The organism is Paracoccus sp. KR1-242, assembly GCF_049446195.1.
In the GTDB taxonomy this organism is placed as follows: domain Bacteria; phylum Pseudomonadota; class Alphaproteobacteria; order Rhodobacterales; family Rhodobacteraceae; genus Paracoccus; species Paracoccus broussonetiae.
The window spans coordinates 298,105-313,503 of the sequence record NZ_JBMSED010000001.1 but is presented as its reverse complement, the minus strand read 5'-3'; the positions used below and the strand labels follow the sequence as shown (position 1 = coordinate 313,503).

The window sequence follows — 15,399 nt, the reverse complement described above, 5'->3', positions numbered from 1 at the left end:
GATCCCGTCCATGTCCGATCTGCTTGTGATTGCCTTCGACGACGAAGCCACCGGGTTCGAGCTGCGCAGCGAACTGGTGAAGATGCAAAAGGAATACCTGATCCAGCTTGAGGACGCAGTGGTCGTCACCCGTCCGACGGCAGACGATATCCAGCTGCACCAGCCGGTGAACCTGACCGCGGCCGGGGCCGTGGGCGGCGGGTTCTGGGGCACTCTGGTCGGGCTTTTGTTCCTGAACCCGCTGATCGGCGCGGCCGTGGGCGCGGCCTCGGGGGCGATCGCGGGGCGGCTGACGGATATCGGGATCAACGACGACTTCATGCGCGAGATCGGACGCTCGATCCCGCCGAATGGCTCGGCCGTGTTCATCCTTGTGCGCAAGATGACCGCCGACAAGGTGCTGGCGCGGCTTGAGGGCTTCCAGCTGCGCGGACGCGTCTTGCAGTCCTCGCTGCCGGACGAACAGGAGCAGAAACTGCGCGAGGCCTTTGCCGGGGGCAAGCTGGGCAGCGCGATGGGTATTCCGCAGGCCGATGCGCCCGCCAGCGTGCCCGCGACGCAGCCTGCGGCGCAACCGGGGTCGACCGCCGCGCCCGAGACCCCCTGAGCGGCGATCCAAATGCTTGACGCAATGGGCATTGGCGTGACAGGACGCGCCCATGCCCCGCCGCCGCGAAAGCATCACAGACCCCCTGCAGCCGGTTGAAGCACCGGCCAAGCCCAAGGCGCGACGTCCGCGCCCGGCCGGGCGCTGGCGTTTCCTGCGCCGGGGGCTGATGTGGCTGGGCGGCTGGATCCGCTGGATCGGGGTCAGGCTGCTGGCGCTGATGTTCGTGCTGGTCTTCCTGTTCTCGTTCATCAACCCTCCGACCAGCTGGACCATCCTGACCGAAACCCGGCAATATCCCGGCACGCCGCGCGAATGGACAAGGCTGTCGGACATCTCTCCAGACATGGTGCGGGCCGTGGTCGCGGCCGAGGATGCCAATTTCTGCAACCATTGGGGCTTCGACATGATCGAGATCCGCCGCGTGATTCATTCGGGATCCAGCCGCGGTGCCTCGACCATCTCTCAGCAGACGGCAAAGAACGTCTTCCTGTGGCAGGGGCGAAGCTGGCCGCGCAAGGTGCTTGAGACGGTCTACACTCCGATGATCGAGGCGCTCTGGTCCAAGCGCCGCATCGTCGAGGTTTATCTGAACCTGGCCGAATTCGGACCGGGCGTCTTCGGGATCTCGGCCGCCGCCAAGCATCACTTCGGAACCACGCCCGACAAGCTGTCGTCGCGGCAGGCGGCGGCCTTGGCCTCGATCCTGCCGGCGCCGAAGACGCGCAAGCCCAAGACAGGGTCGACACGCGCGCGGGCAATCGCCGATGGCGCGGCCACGATCCGCAGCGACGGGCGCGATTCCTGCCTGATCCTGCCGCGCTGAATCCAACCTTGTTGAAACCGCGACGGGCGAAGCGTATCACAGGCTGTCCGCGAAATTCCCCCGGTGCTTTCCCCAGATGAATACTTCTTCCAGCAATTCCACGATCCGGCTTTACCACATTGCCCTGTCGCCCTTCTGCCGCAAGGTCCGACTGGTGCTGGCCGAAAAACGGATCGAGGTCGAATTGGTCGAGGACCGATATTGGGAACCGGGGTCCGAAATCCTGCGCCGCAACCCGGCAGGCAAGCTTCCGGTGCTGCGGATGGACGGGCGGCTTCTGGCAGAAAGCCAGGCGATCTGCGAGTATCTCGACGAAAAATACCCCTCTCCCGCGCTGATGCCGCATTCGGCGATCGACCGGTTCGAGGTGCGCCGCCTGTGTTCATGGTTCGACGACAAGTTCAGCGCCGAATGCACCCGTCCCGTGATGAACGAACGGGTCTGGAAAAAGGTGATGCGGCTTGGCTATCCCGACTCGCGCACAGTCAAGGCGGGGCTGTCTGCGATCCGCTATCACATGGATTATATGAAATCGCTGCTGGAGCATCGGCGCTGGCTGGCGGGTGACGTGATGACGCTGGCCGATTTCGCCGCCGCCGCGCATCTGTCCTGCCTCGACTATATTTCGGACGTGGACTGGACCCATTCCTCGGAGGTGCAGGAATGGTATGCCAAGATCAAGTCGCGCCCGGCCTTCCGCAGCCTGCTGGCCGACCATCTGCCGGGCGTTCACCCGGCGCCACATTATGCGCTCCTGGATTTCTGATCCTGTCGATATCCGTTCCCGGCTAGAGGATCAGGCGCGGGCCGAGGGTTTCTCGGCCCTTGGCATTTGCGCGCCCGACGCCGATCCCCGCCTGCCCGACCGCCTGGCCGAGTTCCTTGCCGACGAACGCCACGGCCAGATGGAATGGATGGCCGAACGCACCCATTGGCGAGCAGCGCCCGATGCCCTGTGGCCACAGGCGCGCTCGGTCATCATGCTGGCCGAGCTTTACACCCCTGAACACGACCCGACCGAGGTTCTGGCCCATCCCGACCGGGGCGCGGTCAGCGTCTATGCCCAGGGCAAGGATTACCACGATCTGGTCAAGAAGCGGCTGAAGCGACTGGGCGGTTGGCTGGTCAACCTGACCGGTTGCGAGATCAAGGTGTTCGTCGACACTGCCCCGGTCATGGAAAAACCGCTGGCGCAGGCGGCCGGGCTGGGCTGGCAAGGCAAGCACACCAACCTGCTTTCGCGTGAGCTGGGAAGCTGGTTCTTTCTTGGCTCGATCTTCACCACCCTGGACCTGCCGAAAGATGCCGCAGAGGTGTCGCACTGCGGATCGTGCCGGGCCTGCCTTGACGTCTGTCCGACCGGGGCCTTTCCAGCCCCCTATCAACTGGATGCGCGGCGCTGCATTTCCTATCTGACGATCGAACACAAGGGACCGGTCGATCCAGAATTGCGCCCGCTGCTGGGCAACCGGATCTATGGTTGCGACGACTGCCTTGCCGCCTGCCCCTGGAACAAGTTCGCCCAGGCCGCGACCGAGCTGCGCTATCACGGCCCACACGGCGCCCCTGCCCTGGCCGAGCTGGCGGCGCTGGATGACGCCGCCTTCCGCGAAAGATTTTCCGGCAGTCCGATCAAGCGGATCGGCAGAAATCGCATGGTCAGGAATGTGCTTTACGCAATCGGCAATTCGGGGCTTGCACATCTGCGTCCAGTCGCGGAAGCCTTGGCGCATGATCCCGACCCCGCCGTGGCAGACGCGGCGCAATGGGCCTGCCAAAGACTGACATGATTCCTACGCCTCCAAGTCCTCTGCGCGGTATCCTGCTCAAATGCGTCAGCGTGATGGTGTTCACCGTCATGGCGTCGATCATCAAGGCGACCTCGGCCAGCGGCCTTGGCGTCCCGCCCGGTCAGCAGGTCTTTTTCCGATCCTTTTTCGCAATCCCGGTGATTCTCGTCTGGCTGCTCTGGCGCGGAGAGTTGGGCGTCGGACTGCAGACCTATCGCCCGATGGGACATTTCTATCGTGGCGTGATCGGCACGATGGCGATGGGGTTGGGGTTCTGGGCGCTGTCGCTGCTGCCCTTTCCCGAAGTCACCGCGATCGGCTATGCCGCGCCTCTGCTGACCGTCATCTTCGCCGCGATGTTTCTGGGCGAAGAGGTCCATCTGTTCCGCATCAGCATGGTGGTGATGGGGCTTCTGGGCGTGGTGATCGTGCTGTCCCCGCGCCTGACCACCGGGGCCGAAATGGACCTGCGCGAAAGCCTGGGCACGGTCGTCACGCTGGCAGGAGCGTCCTGCACCGCGCTTGCGATGATCTTCGTGCGCAAGATGGTGCAGGAAGAGCGGACCTCGGCCATCGTCTTCTGGTTCTCGGTCACGTCGACGTTGCTCAGCCTGCTGACATTGCCCTTTGGCTGGGTGATGCCGGACCTGCGCACGGCGGCGCTGCTGATCACGATCGGATTGCTGGGCGGGCTGGGGCAGATCCTTCTGACCTCGGCCTATCGCTATGCCGATGCCTCGCTGATTGCACCGTTCGAATATGCCTCGATGCTGCTGGCGCTGCTGATCGGCTGGTTTGTCTTTGGCGAGGCTCCGACCCTTGTGATGCTGGCGGGCGCGGCGCTGGTCATCACCGCGGGCATCCTGATCATCTGGCGGGAACGCCATCTTGGGCTGGAACGCAACCGCCAACGCAAGGCAATGACCCCGCAGGGCTGATCACCGCTTGGCCGCGCGCCGTCAGGGCTGGCCGCCAAAACCATAGGCGACGTAATCACGCAGATAGGTGCGCTTTGCCGCGCCGCGCAGCTTCTGGTCGTTCAGGAATTCCGGGAAGCGCTCGGTCGCCTGCGGCAGCGCGGGGGCCTGCCGGATGCCCACGCTGCTGGCCAGCCAGCCGATCTCACGCTCCAGATCGGATTCGCGCAGCACCATGTCCGGCGCGCCGAATCGCGAAAAGCCCGACAGAACCTCGGCCTGGCTCGCCCAGCCCGGATGCGTCGGCAACGAGGTCTGGCCGTTCACGTTGCGACGCAGGAAGTCCAGGAAGGTTTCGAACAGCTCGGCCCGACGGCTGTCGGTCAGGTCCGGAAGGTCCTCTTCTCGTGGCAGGGCCACGCGATGGACCTGACGCATCAGGTCGCGCAGCTCGGCATTTCCGCCCTGCAGAAGTGCCTCGAACGCGGACCAGGCGCGCCGCAGCGGATGGCGCAGGACGGTAAAACTGCGATGCCCGGTATGGTCACGCTTCCACTGGCGCAGGCTGTTCTGGTTCAGGTCGCCGGTCACCTCGCCGATCTGGCGCAGCCACGCGCTGATCCTGTCACCCGGCCCGCCCTTGATCGGCATGAAGACAAGACCCTTGCCTGCCTCGGCCGCCAGGAACGAGGGCACCGCCGGACCGCGGCGCGGTTCGAAATTCGGAATCCGACGCAGCATGAAGGGATCCAACTCCGACAGCGCGGTCTGCATTTCCTGAAAATTCGAAACCTTTTCGGACAGTTCACGGGGGTTTTGCGGCACCTGGTCGCTGGCGGGTGCGACCTTTTCCAGGTCTGTCCGCCCCATCCAGTGCAAAAGTCCGGTCATGACCCCGGTATCGCGCAGATCCTCGTATCCCAGCCAGAAGGCCGATTGACCGGTCACCTGCAGGCGATGCTGGATGCGCAGCTGAAACTCCTCGACCTCCGACGCGACCTGCCGGAACTCCTCGGGCTCGAACCGGGCGGCGGCAGGGATCGGGGTCTCGGTCTCGTTCAGCTTCCACTGGTTCGTGGCGCGGGCCAGCGCAGTCGAGACGTAACTGTCGACCGGGTTGCGGGTCAGGATGATCTTGGCGCAGGCCCGGTCGTCCATAATCGCATCGAAGACCCGCGGATCGTGGTCGTGGAAATAGCGAAAGCCCGGCAGGTGGTTCGGCTTGTCGAAGATCGCGGCCAGCAGGCGATGTGGATCCTCGTCCCGCTCGGCCTTGGTGATGCCCTTCAGCTCGTCCTTGTCGGGCCAGCCCATCATGTAGGGGTTGAAGGCCTCTCCGAAGCAGGTGACGCGCTTCAGTGCGTTCAGCGTCGCCTCAAGCAGGTTCGACCCTGTCCGCATTTCGGCGAAGATGACGAAGCGCTGAAAGGTCTGGGTCATGTCACATGCTTTCCTTGCTCGGGACCGGTTCGACGACGGGGAACTCGCCCATCAGTTGCGGACGCAGACCCGCATTGCGCAATCGCTGCAGAAAGCGGCCCATTCCGGCCAGTTCCCGCATCTCGGGAAGGTTCGCGGACATGTCCGGATCACCCCCCAATTCGCGCAGGACGCTGCGCAGCACCCCTGCCGGGCGCGAACAGAAATCGCCCAGGTCCCAGATCCGGGTGCGCGCCTTCAGCCAGACCGAGTTCAGCACACCCATCTGCTCAAGCTCGATCCGCTGAAGCACGGCGGCAATGCGCCGGATGTCGTCGAAGGGCATGCCCGAATGCAGCAGCGGCACCGCCCAGGCCCCGGTGATGACATAGAACTGTGCGTTAGGATCGGTCGCCATGAACCAGTTCAGGTTCTGCTGGTCACGCGGGCTGTACTGGATCACCTGCATCCGCTGGGACATGCGGATCAGGTTGGCGACAAAGCCACGCGGGTCCAGATCGCGCAGCGCCGCGCTGTCGCTGAGCCCCCCCGGACCAATTCGCGAGCGGTTGGAAAATTCGACCCCGTCTTGCGACAGAAGATGGCCGTGGACATCGGCATCGACCCGTTCGGCCAGCCAGGGTTCGAAACCGGGGAACAGGTCCGAAAACCCCTGCATCACCGCATAGGGGGCCGAGGTCTTGCCGTTCTCGCGGTCCTTCATGGGAAAGCGGCTCTGCATGTACAGTCCCGGCCTGCCCAGGCGGCGTCGGCTGACGGCCTGTCCGATGATGCGGTCAAGCCGCTCGGGCTGGGGCTCTGCCGCCGAAGGTTCGCCATGCACCGGGCGCGGGAAATAGGTGTAAAGCGCCGTCGCCCGCGGCCAGATCTTGCGCGCGACGAAGCAGCGCGATTCCTCGAGAATCTGGCGGTGGTCGTTGTAGAACATATAGGGCTTGCCCTGGTCGTCGAACTTGGCAAGCGTCAGCGAGCGGCTTTCGATCCGGTTCGAATGCAGCCGCGCCAGCGTCTGGAAATAGCTTTCGTCCGGGATCCAGACGCGGTTGAAATATCGGTCGAATTCGGGACGGCGGCGATCGGCAAGAATCGCGTGCAGCGTCACCCGCGTCAGGCACCACCATTGCGACCCAAGATGCGGGACCAGTCCTTCGGGGATGCGGCGTTTGAACTTCAGGCGGCGCTGCAGCTCGACATAGCGGTCGAAAAGCTTGCGCCGACGGCGATAGGCAAAGGGAAAGCGCAGGGTAAAGCGTTCCTCGTTCAGCCCGCCGACGGTCCAGCCGACATCCTCGGCGGTCACGCTTTCGATGAAATCACGATTGGGATGGCGCGACAGGAAGGCGATCAGGTCCGCAACCGGCCGGAGCGGCAGGCACGATCCCGACACGACCATCACATGGCTCACGTCCTCGAACCGGTCCAGCAACAGCGCTGCTGCATCCTGGGTGGCGCGGACCAGGCTGAAGCTGCCCCATTCGCAGGGATGGCGACGGGAAAACACCACGTCCTCGAACCGGTCGAGGTCGGCCTTCATGGTGGCGACCTCCATGGCCGAAACCTTGGCGTCGATATGAATCGCCACGACCGCCCCACCAGCCGCCCAGACCTCGGCCATGCGGGCAGCCAACGGCAATTCGTTGTGGCACAGCATGACGATGCCCAGCCGGACCTTGCCGCCGCGCAATGGAGCGGGCGGTTCATGTTCGGGGGCCGTCATGCCCAGTTCCCCTTGGAGATCAGTCCCAGATCCTCCAGTTGGCGCCAGTCTTCATATCGGCGCGATTCCTCGCACCAGAAATCCTGTTCGTCCTGAAGACCCGAGTGATAGGCCATGTATTCCTGGCTGTCCGAGTAATGCTGCCGACGCTCAAGCTCTTCGGCGGATTTCTGGGCAAAGGTGGACAGGAACTTTGCATGAAGCAGGCAGCCCGAGGCCTTTTCGCCACCATCCTCGTCATAGACCACGTTCAGCGAACGCGGCAGCAGCATGTGGGTCGAGCTGACATAGACATATGACCGTTCCCAGCGCACCAGCGGGATCTTGTTCAGCGCCGGTCCCTGGGCGGGATTGTCATGGAAGAATGCGCGGCTGCGCGGCCCGCCCTGGATCCACAGGTTGCCGTATTCGCCATTCTTGCGGATCGTGTAATTCGCCGGATCGAACCAGCTTGCGATCTGGAACGGATCCTCACCCTCCACATAGGTGCGGGCATGAAGCGGACCCTTGGGATACATGTCCAGCAGCATCGACGAAAAGGATTTGATCGCAGAGGCGTCCAGCCAATCCGTCAGGGCCTTCAGCGGCCGGGTATCGTGATGCGGATAGATCAGGAATTCGTCGGGATCGACGGTCAGACACCAATGCCCGACACCGTGGCGGAACAGCAGCCAGTTGATCCAATCCATCCCGAAACGGGAATCCTTGTAACTGGAATGGGTCAGCCAGACGGAAACATCCATCTGCTCGCTCAGATATTCCAGCCCGCCATCATCCGAGCCATTATCGACGACCAGGAAATGCTGGACCCCCATGCGCCGGTAATATTCCAGGAAATAGGGTAGCCGCACCTTTTCGTTGCGGATCGACATGAACAATAGGATATCCCCGCGCCGAATGCGCCGGGTCCGCACCGCAATCGGGTGCAGGCGATGCCGCCGCCGGATCGCGCGCCCCAGCAAATATTGCCGACGGACACGGAGTCGCAACTTTCGCCGGGTGATCCTGAACAGTCGCTTCACGGGAATCTTCGCTTTTAGCCCGGCATAGCCGCCGCCGACCGTGGGTGCAATCCTTCGCGCATGAGCCCTTCCACAGCGGCAAAATGTGCATCCCATTGCGGCACGGCCAGCGCCGGGTGCCGCAAGACGGGCCGTGCGGCGATCTCGATCACGGCGTCGGCCCATTGTCCGGCATCGTCGGGGGAAAGATAGCGGGCATAGTCGCCCAGCAATTCGCGCGCGACCGGCAGTGGCGCGCTGAGCACCGGAATGCCGCGCGCCGCGGCCTCGGTATAGGGAAGACCGAAGCCCTCGGCCCGGCTTGGCATCAGCAGGGCATGGCAGCCGTCCAGCAGCCCCGCTACGGCCCCGTCGTCCAGATTCGAGAACTCACGCACCGCCCCATTCGCCGGACAGCGGTCCAGGCGCGCGAAGGTCACATGATTTTCCCAGCCACGCCGACCAATGATGACAAGGCCGGGCATCGCCTCGGCCGGCAGGCGGCGGGCCATCGTCTCCCAGCAATCCAGAAGCAGCGCATGGTTCTTGCGCGGCTCGATCGTGCCAAGGGTGACGAAATACGGCCGGTCCGGCGCGATCTGCGCAGACAGGGGCGCGGGGACAGCAAGTCGCGTCCCGATTGGCGCGACAAAGACATCCGCTCCTGCCGGAATGCCCATCCGGTCGCGCCAGCGCAAAATCGCATCCCGCGTCGCGCCCGAAATGGCCAGGATCTGGTCGGCATGGCCCAGAACCGCGGTAAGACGCTCGCGGAACTTCGCGGATTGTCCGGCGCGGGTGAATTCGGGATGGTCCAGCGGGATCGTGTCGTGGACAAGCACGACCCGGCGCAGCACGCCAAGCCCCGCCAGAAGCGGCGCCGACAGGTTGCTGTGCCCGACATTCAGGTAGATCGCGTCCCCGCCCAGCAAGGCAGCGGCGCGGGCCGCGATGCCTCGCCCCGCTGGCCCGGCCGCATGCAGTGCCATCCGCCGTAGTGCCGCTTCGGCGCGCGCGCTCAGGTCCTGGCGTCCGCGAAGCCGGTCGATCAGCACGGGGTCGGGCAAATCCTCGACCCGGCCCGAAAGCCAGTCAAGGATCTTACGCCCGGCCTCGCACGGCAGAAGCAACTGCCCGCGTCGGACACGGGCCAACAGCAGGCAGGGCTGCGCGCTTTGGCCAAGATGGGCCAGCCACTCGGCCTCGACACGGTCGATACCGGTCGCCGGACCCTTCCCCAGCCGCGAGATCAGGCGCGAGACATCCAGCAGGATCGCCGGATCAGCGCTCATATCCGCCGTGCTGGTGCCAGCGCCACGCGTCGCCGATCATCTGCGGCAGGGTCGACCGCACCGGGTCCCAGCCCAGCACTGACATGGCCTTGCCACTGCCCGAGACCAGCTTGACCGCGTCCCCGCCCCGCCGCGGTCCTTCGACCATCGGGATCGGGCGATTGGTGACGTGGCGCGAATTGTCGATCACCTCGCGCACCGAGAACCCGTTGCCGGTGCCAAGGCAGAAGACGTCCTGCGCGCCGCGCGGGACATTGCCCGCCAGCAAGTGGCGCAACCCCAGCACATGCGCATCCACAAGATCCATGACATGGACATAGTCACGGATGCAGGTGCCGTCCTGGGTGGGGTAATCGGTACCGTGAATGGTCAGGGCGTCGCGCTTGCCGTCGATCGCGTCAAGGATCAGCGGGATCAGGTGCGTCTCGGGCTGGTGGAACTCGCCCACCTCGCCATCGGGATCGGCGCCGGCCACGTTGAAATAGCGGAAGATGACCGAGCGAAGGCCGTCGGCGGCGCCGAAATCCTTCAGCATGTCCTCGATCGCGCGCTTGCTGGCGCCATAGGCGTTCAGCGGTGCCTGGGCCGTCATTTCGTCCAGCACGACGCCATCATGATCGCCATAGGTCGCGCAGGTCGAGGAAAAGACGAAATTCCCGACCCCGGCGGCCAGCGTCGCCTCGATCAGATTCAGCGATGCCGAGACATTGCCGCGCCAGTATTTCCCCGGTTCGCGCATTGCCTCGCCGACCTGGCTCAGGGCGGCGAAATGCATGACCGCAACGGGCTTGTGGATCGCGTACACCTCGTCCAGGCGCGCACGATCCATCAGGTCGCCCTGTTCGAAGGGGCCGAATTTCACGGCATCGCGCCAGCCGGTGCAAAGATTGTCGTAAGTGACCGGAATGAATCCCGCGTCACGCAGCGCCTTGCAGGCGTGCGAACCGATATAGCCCGCGCCGCCCGTCACAAGAACCTTGTCCGTCATCGTTATTCAGCGGCCTTCCGCATGGACATGATGTCTGCGAGATAGTCGCTGAATTCGTCCTTCAGCTCGTCCCTGGCCAGTCCGAATGCGACGGTGGCCTGCAGGAAGCCCGCTTTCGAGCCGCAGTCGAAACGCTGCCCCCGGAAGCGCAGGCCGAAGACGTCGCGGCCCTCGGCGATCTCGTCGGCGATGGCGTCGGTCAGCTGGATTTCCCCGCCCGCGCCCTGCTTGAGCTTGTTGAGGTTCTCCATCACCGTCGGCGCCAGGATATAGCGTCCGATCACCGCCAGGTTCGAGGGCGGGTTGTCCTTGGGCTTCTCGACCATGCCGCGGGCGCGGACGATGGCGCCCATGTCCTCGGCCACGTCCAGAACGCCATAGGACTTGGTCTTTTCAAGCGGAACTTCCATGGTCGCGACCATGGTGCCGCCGGTGTCCTGATAGGCCTCGATCATCTGCTGCAGGCAGGGCGGCTCGCCCATGATCACGTCGTCGGTCAGGATCACGGCCACCGCCTCGTCCTGCAGAAGACGCCGCGCGCACCAGACCGCGTGGCCCAGACCCAGCGCCTTGTGCTGGCGCACATAGGCGATCGCCCCGGAATCCATGTTGGTCGCCCGCAGCACGTCCAGAAGATCGGTCTTGCCGGCCTTCTTCAGGCTCGATTCCAGCTCATGCGCGTGGTCGAAATAATCCTCCAGCGCGCCCTTGCCACGAGAGGTCACGAAAATGAACTCCTCGATCCCGGCAGCCCGCGCTTCGTCAATCGCGTATTGGATCAGAGGCCGGTCGACCAGCGTCATGATCTCTTTCGGAATGCTCTTCGTGGCCGGCAGAAAGCGGGTCCCAAGTCCCGCTACCGGGAAAATGGCCTTCGTCACTTTGCGACTCATCAATCTGGTCTCCTGATATCTGCGCCGTCTGGGCAGAGATTATCTCGTTTCGCCGACGGTTGCACAACAATCCCTCAGCACACGGATCAGTTCAGCACTGATCTGGAAATAAATTCGAATTCAACATGAAGCAGCGCGAAATCGCCGATCATCGCCGCACTGCGGCAAAAAACCCCCATTCCCGGGCGATCCTTGCTGAACGCGTCATCAATATCATATGAGAATCGCCCGGCCTCGAGGCGCCCCAGACCCCACCATATTGCTCCCACCAGCCGCCGTCACGCAAAGTCAGACGATGGGGCAGAAATGTCGGGGTCAGAAGCAACAGGGTCACCAACTTGCCTTCGGCGACCGCATCCGCGGCGCGCGCGCGCAATTTCCGCGCATTCCAATGCCATCCCCAGATGAATTCGGCCCCGGGCGGCGACGCTGGGAATGGCTGGAAGGCCGGCGGCGCGGGATGGGTCCAGACCGGGTCGGGCGGCACGCCCGCGGCCGCGGCCTCGGCGATCCCGGACTCCAGCGTGGCCAGCAGCGACCCGACCCGCAACGGGTCCAGCCGTCCCGCCACCATGTGCCGCAGCAGGCGCTGGCGCTGCGCCTGGCGCAGCCAGTCCACGTCCCCGCCATGCCGTGCGGCGAAGAAAGCGGTCGAGCGCCCGATGGCGGACAGATCATGGGGCACGCCCACCACCGCACGCGAGACGCCCGGGGCCAGCCCGTGGATCACCTCTGCCTCGGGGATGACGGCGGTCAGCCGCACCGGAAAGCGTTCGGCGAGCCGCAGGTTCACATCGCTTTCATCCAGATGATAGGCAAAGGCCGGATCGAAGCCGCCGATCTCCAGCAGCGTGCTGCGGCGAAAGGCGCAATTCGTGCCGACGGTGCTGACCGGTGCGCCCTCCTCGGGGCCAAGGAACTGCGCCTCCGAGACCTCGATCTCATAGCTTTGCCCCGAAGGCGTGATCCTTTCGGCGCGGACCTGCCAGGCCAGCCCGTCGGGGCCACGCGTGAAGCCGGTCGCCGCCATCACCCGCGGATCGGCAAAAGGACGCGTCAGCGCCAGCGCCCATCCCGGCTCGGCCAAGGCGTCGTCATCGATGAACAGCACCACCTCTCCCGCGGCAAGCGCAAGGCCAAGGTTGCGCGCGATCGAGATGTTCGGGACATCGCAGGAGACCCGCTTCAACGGCAGGTCGGGCAGCGTCTGCAGCGAAGCCGGATCGGCCACCAGCACGACTTCAAGATGGGGATGGGTCTGGCGGGTCAGCGCCGAAAGGCAGCGTTCCAGTTCCCGCGGCCGGTGGCGCGAGACGACGATCACCGTCGCGCTTGCGCCACCCTGCCGGTGCATCAGGCGATACCCATGCGCTGCATCATCGCCTCAAGCTTCGGCACGTCCGAAGGGTTGTTCAGTTCCCAGAATTCGCGGCCCCGGGCCTCGACTTCGACGCACAGGATCCGACGGCCGCGCTCAAGAAAGCGAAGCTGTTCAAGTCCTTCCAGGACCTCCAGCCGCCCCTCGCCCCATGCCGGGTATTCCGCCAGCGCGGCCGGGCGATAGGCATAGACGCCGACATGGTGAAAGAGCGGGGTCGGATCACTGGGACCGAAATCGGCCGCGGCGAAGGGGATCACCTCTTTCGAGAAATAAAGCGCCCGCCGGTCATGGCCGAAAACCGCCGTGGTCCCGCCGACGCGACCGGCCACGCGGTCCGCGATCAGATCCGACCGCATCGCCCCGGAACAGCGCAGGACCGGCGTGGCGACGTCAGCGCCCGGATCGGCACGCAGGCCCTTGACCAGTTCCTCGACGAACCAGGCCGGGGTCAGCGGCGCGTCACCCTGAAGGTTCACGACGATCTCGGGCGACAGGCCCAAATTGGCCACGGCCTCGGCGCAGCGTTCGGTTCCGTTTCGCGCCGAAGGCGAGGTCATCGCCACCTCGGCGCCAAATCCTGCGGCGTGATCCCGGATGCGCTCATCGTCGGTCGCGACGATTACCCGTTCGATCCCCTGCACCTCGCAGGCGGCATCCCAACTGCGGCGGATCAGGCTGAGTCCAGCCCCGGTCGCGCCACGCAGCTCGACCAAGGGTTTCCCGGGATAGCGCGTCGAGGCGTGGCGAGCCGGAATCACGATGACGACTGACATGGGTTCAGCCCTTGACCAGCAGGACGCCCGGCGCGAAGGCGATGAAGAAGGGGTTCTCGAATCCCGGCTTGCCATAGGCCAGCGGAGTGTGATCGTCGAAGCGGACGACCTCGCCGCCCGCGCCGCGCAGGACCGCATCACCCGCGGCGGTGTCCCATTCCATGGTGCGGCCAAGGCGCGGATAAAGGTCCGCCTCTCCCGTAGCGACCAGACAGAATTTCAACGACGACCCCGCCGAGGTCATGTCGCGCACTCCGTAGCGCCCGATATAGGCGTCTGTCGCCGCGTCGCGATGCGACTTCGAGGCGACGACCATCAACCCGCGATTGTCGGGGGTGGAGTTCACGCCGATCGGCGTGACATGGCCCGGGGCATCACCGAAGGGGCCCTTCTCCTCGACCGAACCGCCATCGGCGGAGGTATAGAAAAGCCTCCCCTTTGCCGGGGCATATACGACGCCAAGCCGCGGCACGCCATTTTCGACATAGGCGATGTTGACGGTGAAATCGCCGCGGCGCTGCACGAATTCCTTGGTACCGTCCAGCGGATCGACGATCAAAAAGGTCGAATGCGCCTGGCCATGCGTCGCGGCCTGTTCTTCGGTCACAAGCGGAATATCGGGGAATTTCGCCCTCAGACCGGCAGAGATCAGCGCATCGGCCGCCTCATCCGCCTCGGTCACGGGCGAGGCGTCGGATTTCGCCCTGACCTCGAAGTCCTCGGCGCCATAGATCCGCATGATTTCATCGCCAGCCTTCAATGCCAGTCGCCGCATTTCGGCAATCATTACATCAAATTGCATGAGCTATCCCTTTCCTTGCGGCCGACCGCCGGTCTGCAGGCGATTGAATGCGGCACCCGGTTTCCTTATGATGCCAGCGATTGCACAGGGCAAGCGCCCCCTCGCAACAAGCACGGGATCCCGCCAACCGATGTTCGTCCAGCCACGCAACCGCAACATGTTCGAGGCCGCGTTCAACACGCTGGCCCTGATCTATCACGTGACGGCCAACAACCTGCGCAAGGGGCAGCGCAATGCCATCGTCGGGCTGCTGATGACAGTGGTCCGGGGCATCATGATGATCCTGGGCTTCTATCTGCTTTTCGTCATCATCGGGGTGCGCCGCTCGCCACTGCGGGGGGACTTCACGGTCTATATCATGACCGGCATCTTCATGTTCATGACCCATACCCAGTCGATCGGCGCGGTCGCGGGGGCGGGGAATCCCACGAACCAGATGGTAAAGCACGGCCCCATGAACACGGCCGTCCTGATCGCTGCCGCGGCGCTTGCGACGCTGTATCGGCAGACCTTTGCGGCGATCGTGATTCTGGCCGGCTATCATTACCTGATGGAGCCGATCCATATCGAATACCCGGTCGCCTGCTATGGAATGCTGCTGATGGCCTGGTTCTCGGGCTGTACGATCGGGCTGATCTTCCTGTCCTTCAGGCCTTGGTGGCCCCAGGCCGCGCAGGTGCTGACCGCGTTCTACCAGCGCATGAACATGGTCTTTTCCGGGAAGATGTTCGTCGCCAACACCCTGTCGACGGCGATGCTGCATTCCTTCTCGTGGAACCCGCTGTTTCATATCATCGACCAGACGCGCGGCTTCGCCTTCATCAACTACACCCCGCGCAATACGAGCCTGGAATACCCGCTGTATTGTATCATCGCGTTGCTGATGATCGGGCTGATGGCCGAGTTCGTGACCCGCAAGTCCGTCTCGATCAGCACCATGGCGGGACGCTGAGGGGCGCGGCGCCCGTCCCT

General features: G+C 64.3%; 15 protein-coding genes. 6 read left to right on the top strand and 9 right to left on the bottom strand.

Annotation, left to right across the window (positions count from 1 at the left end; genetic code table 11):
• Window positions 1–10 precede the first annotated feature (10 nt).
• The 5 genes from ACO2Q4_RS01500 (at window position 11) to ACO2Q4_RS01480 (ending at window position 4,161) form a co-directional block, all read left to right on the top strand.
• The gene (locus ACO2Q4_RS01500) at window positions 11–607 is read left to right on the top strand and encodes a DUF1269 domain-containing protein (RefSeq protein ID WP_395135722.1); all 597 of its coding nucleotides are present in this window, start codon (window positions 11–13) and stop codon (window positions 605–607) included.
• A gap of 52 nt (window positions 608–659) precedes the next feature.
• The gene (gene mtgA, locus ACO2Q4_RS01495) at window positions 660–1,433 is read left to right on the top strand and encodes a monofunctional biosynthetic peptidoglycan transglycosylase (RefSeq protein ID WP_423316824.1); all 774 of its coding nucleotides are present in this window, start codon (window positions 660–662) and stop codon (window positions 1,431–1,433) included.
• 76 nt (window positions 1,434–1,509) lie between these two features.
• On the top strand, window positions 1,510–2,199 hold the full coding sequence (locus ACO2Q4_RS01490) for a glutathione S-transferase family protein (RefSeq protein ID WP_311761478.1): 690 nt from the start codon (window positions 1,510–1,512) through the stop codon (window positions 2,197–2,199).
• Window positions 2,180–3,223: a tRNA epoxyqueuosine(34) reductase QueG gene (queG, locus tag ACO2Q4_RS01485; protein ID WP_423316821.1), complete on the top strand. Its 1,044-nt coding sequence runs from the start codon at window positions 2,180–2,182 to the stop codon at window positions 3,221–3,223. The genes ACO2Q4_RS01490 and queG overlap by 20 nt, the downstream gene beginning before the upstream one ends.
• Window positions 3,220–4,161: a DMT family transporter gene (locus tag ACO2Q4_RS01480; protein WP_311761476.1), complete on the top strand. Its 942-nt coding sequence runs from the start codon at window positions 3,220–3,222 to the stop codon at window positions 4,159–4,161. Before queG ends, ACO2Q4_RS01480 begins: the two co-directional genes overlap by 4 nt.
• 21 nt (window positions 4,162–4,182) lie before the next feature.
• Here the strand turns inward: ACO2Q4_RS01480 and ACO2Q4_RS01475 are convergent, their stop codons facing one another.
• From ACO2Q4_RS01475 to cysQ, 9 genes are all read right to left on the bottom strand, one after another.
• Window positions 4,183–5,580, bottom strand: coding sequence for a sulfotransferase family 2 domain-containing protein (locus tag ACO2Q4_RS01475; RefSeq protein ID WP_423316819.1), 1,398 nt, complete (start codon window positions 5,578–5,580; stop codon window positions 4,183–4,185).
• A gap of 1 nt (window position 5,581) precedes the next feature.
• Entirely contained in the window at window positions 5,582–7,297 is a 1,716-nt protein-coding gene (locus tag ACO2Q4_RS01470; protein ID WP_423316817.1) for a beta-1,6-N-acetylglucosaminyltransferase, read from the bottom strand.
• The gene (locus ACO2Q4_RS01465; RefSeq protein WP_395135729.1) at window positions 7,294–8,319 is read right to left on the bottom strand and encodes a glycosyltransferase family 2 protein; all 1,026 of its coding nucleotides are present in this window, start codon (window positions 8,317–8,319) and stop codon (window positions 7,294–7,296) included. The genes ACO2Q4_RS01470 and ACO2Q4_RS01465 overlap by 4 nt, the downstream gene beginning before the upstream one ends.
• A 14-nt stretch (window positions 8,320–8,333) precedes the next feature.
• Window positions 8,334–9,590: a glycosyltransferase family 4 protein gene (locus ACO2Q4_RS01460; protein ID WP_423316815.1), complete on the bottom strand. Its 1,257-nt coding sequence runs from the start codon at window positions 9,588–9,590 to the stop codon at window positions 8,334–8,336.
• Window positions 9,580–10,578 (bottom strand): UDP-glucose 4-epimerase GalE, encoded by a 999-nt coding sequence (galE, locus tag ACO2Q4_RS01455; protein ID WP_423316813.1) that lies wholly within the window; start codon window positions 10,576–10,578, stop codon window positions 9,580–9,582. Before galE ends, ACO2Q4_RS01460 begins: the two co-directional genes overlap by 11 nt.
• A 2-nt stretch (window positions 10,579–10,580) precedes the next feature.
• On the bottom strand, window positions 10,581–11,471 hold the full coding sequence (locus ACO2Q4_RS01450) for a UTP--glucose-1-phosphate uridylyltransferase (RefSeq protein WP_423316811.1): 891 nt from the start codon (window positions 11,469–11,471) through the stop codon (window positions 10,581–10,583).
• A 148-nt stretch (window positions 11,472–11,619) separates the two neighbouring features.
• The gene (locus ACO2Q4_RS01445) at window positions 11,620–12,825 is read right to left on the bottom strand and encodes a glycosyltransferase family 2 protein (protein ID WP_423316809.1); all 1,206 of its coding nucleotides are present in this window, start codon (window positions 12,823–12,825) and stop codon (window positions 11,620–11,622) included.
• The gene (locus ACO2Q4_RS01440) at window positions 12,825–13,625 is read right to left on the bottom strand and encodes a 3-deoxy-manno-octulosonate cytidylyltransferase (protein WP_423316807.1); all 801 of its coding nucleotides are present in this window, start codon (window positions 13,623–13,625) and stop codon (window positions 12,825–12,827) included. Before ACO2Q4_RS01440 ends, ACO2Q4_RS01445 begins: the two co-directional genes overlap by 1 nt.
• A gap of 4 nt (window positions 13,626–13,629) precedes the next feature.
• Window positions 13,630–14,427, bottom strand: a complete 798-nt coding sequence (cysQ, locus tag ACO2Q4_RS01435; protein WP_311760342.1) for a 3'(2'),5'-bisphosphate nucleotidase CysQ — start codon at window positions 14,425–14,427, stop codon at window positions 13,630–13,632.
• A 130-nt stretch (window positions 14,428–14,557) separates the two neighbouring features.
• On the opposite strand from cysQ, the gene ACO2Q4_RS01430 reads away from it, so the two are divergent.
• On the top strand, window positions 14,558–15,379 hold the full coding sequence (locus ACO2Q4_RS01430) for an ABC transporter permease (RefSeq protein ID WP_311760341.1): 822 nt from the start codon (window positions 14,558–14,560) through the stop codon (window positions 15,377–15,379).
• The last annotated feature ends 20 nt before the right edge of the window (window positions 15,380–15,399 follow it).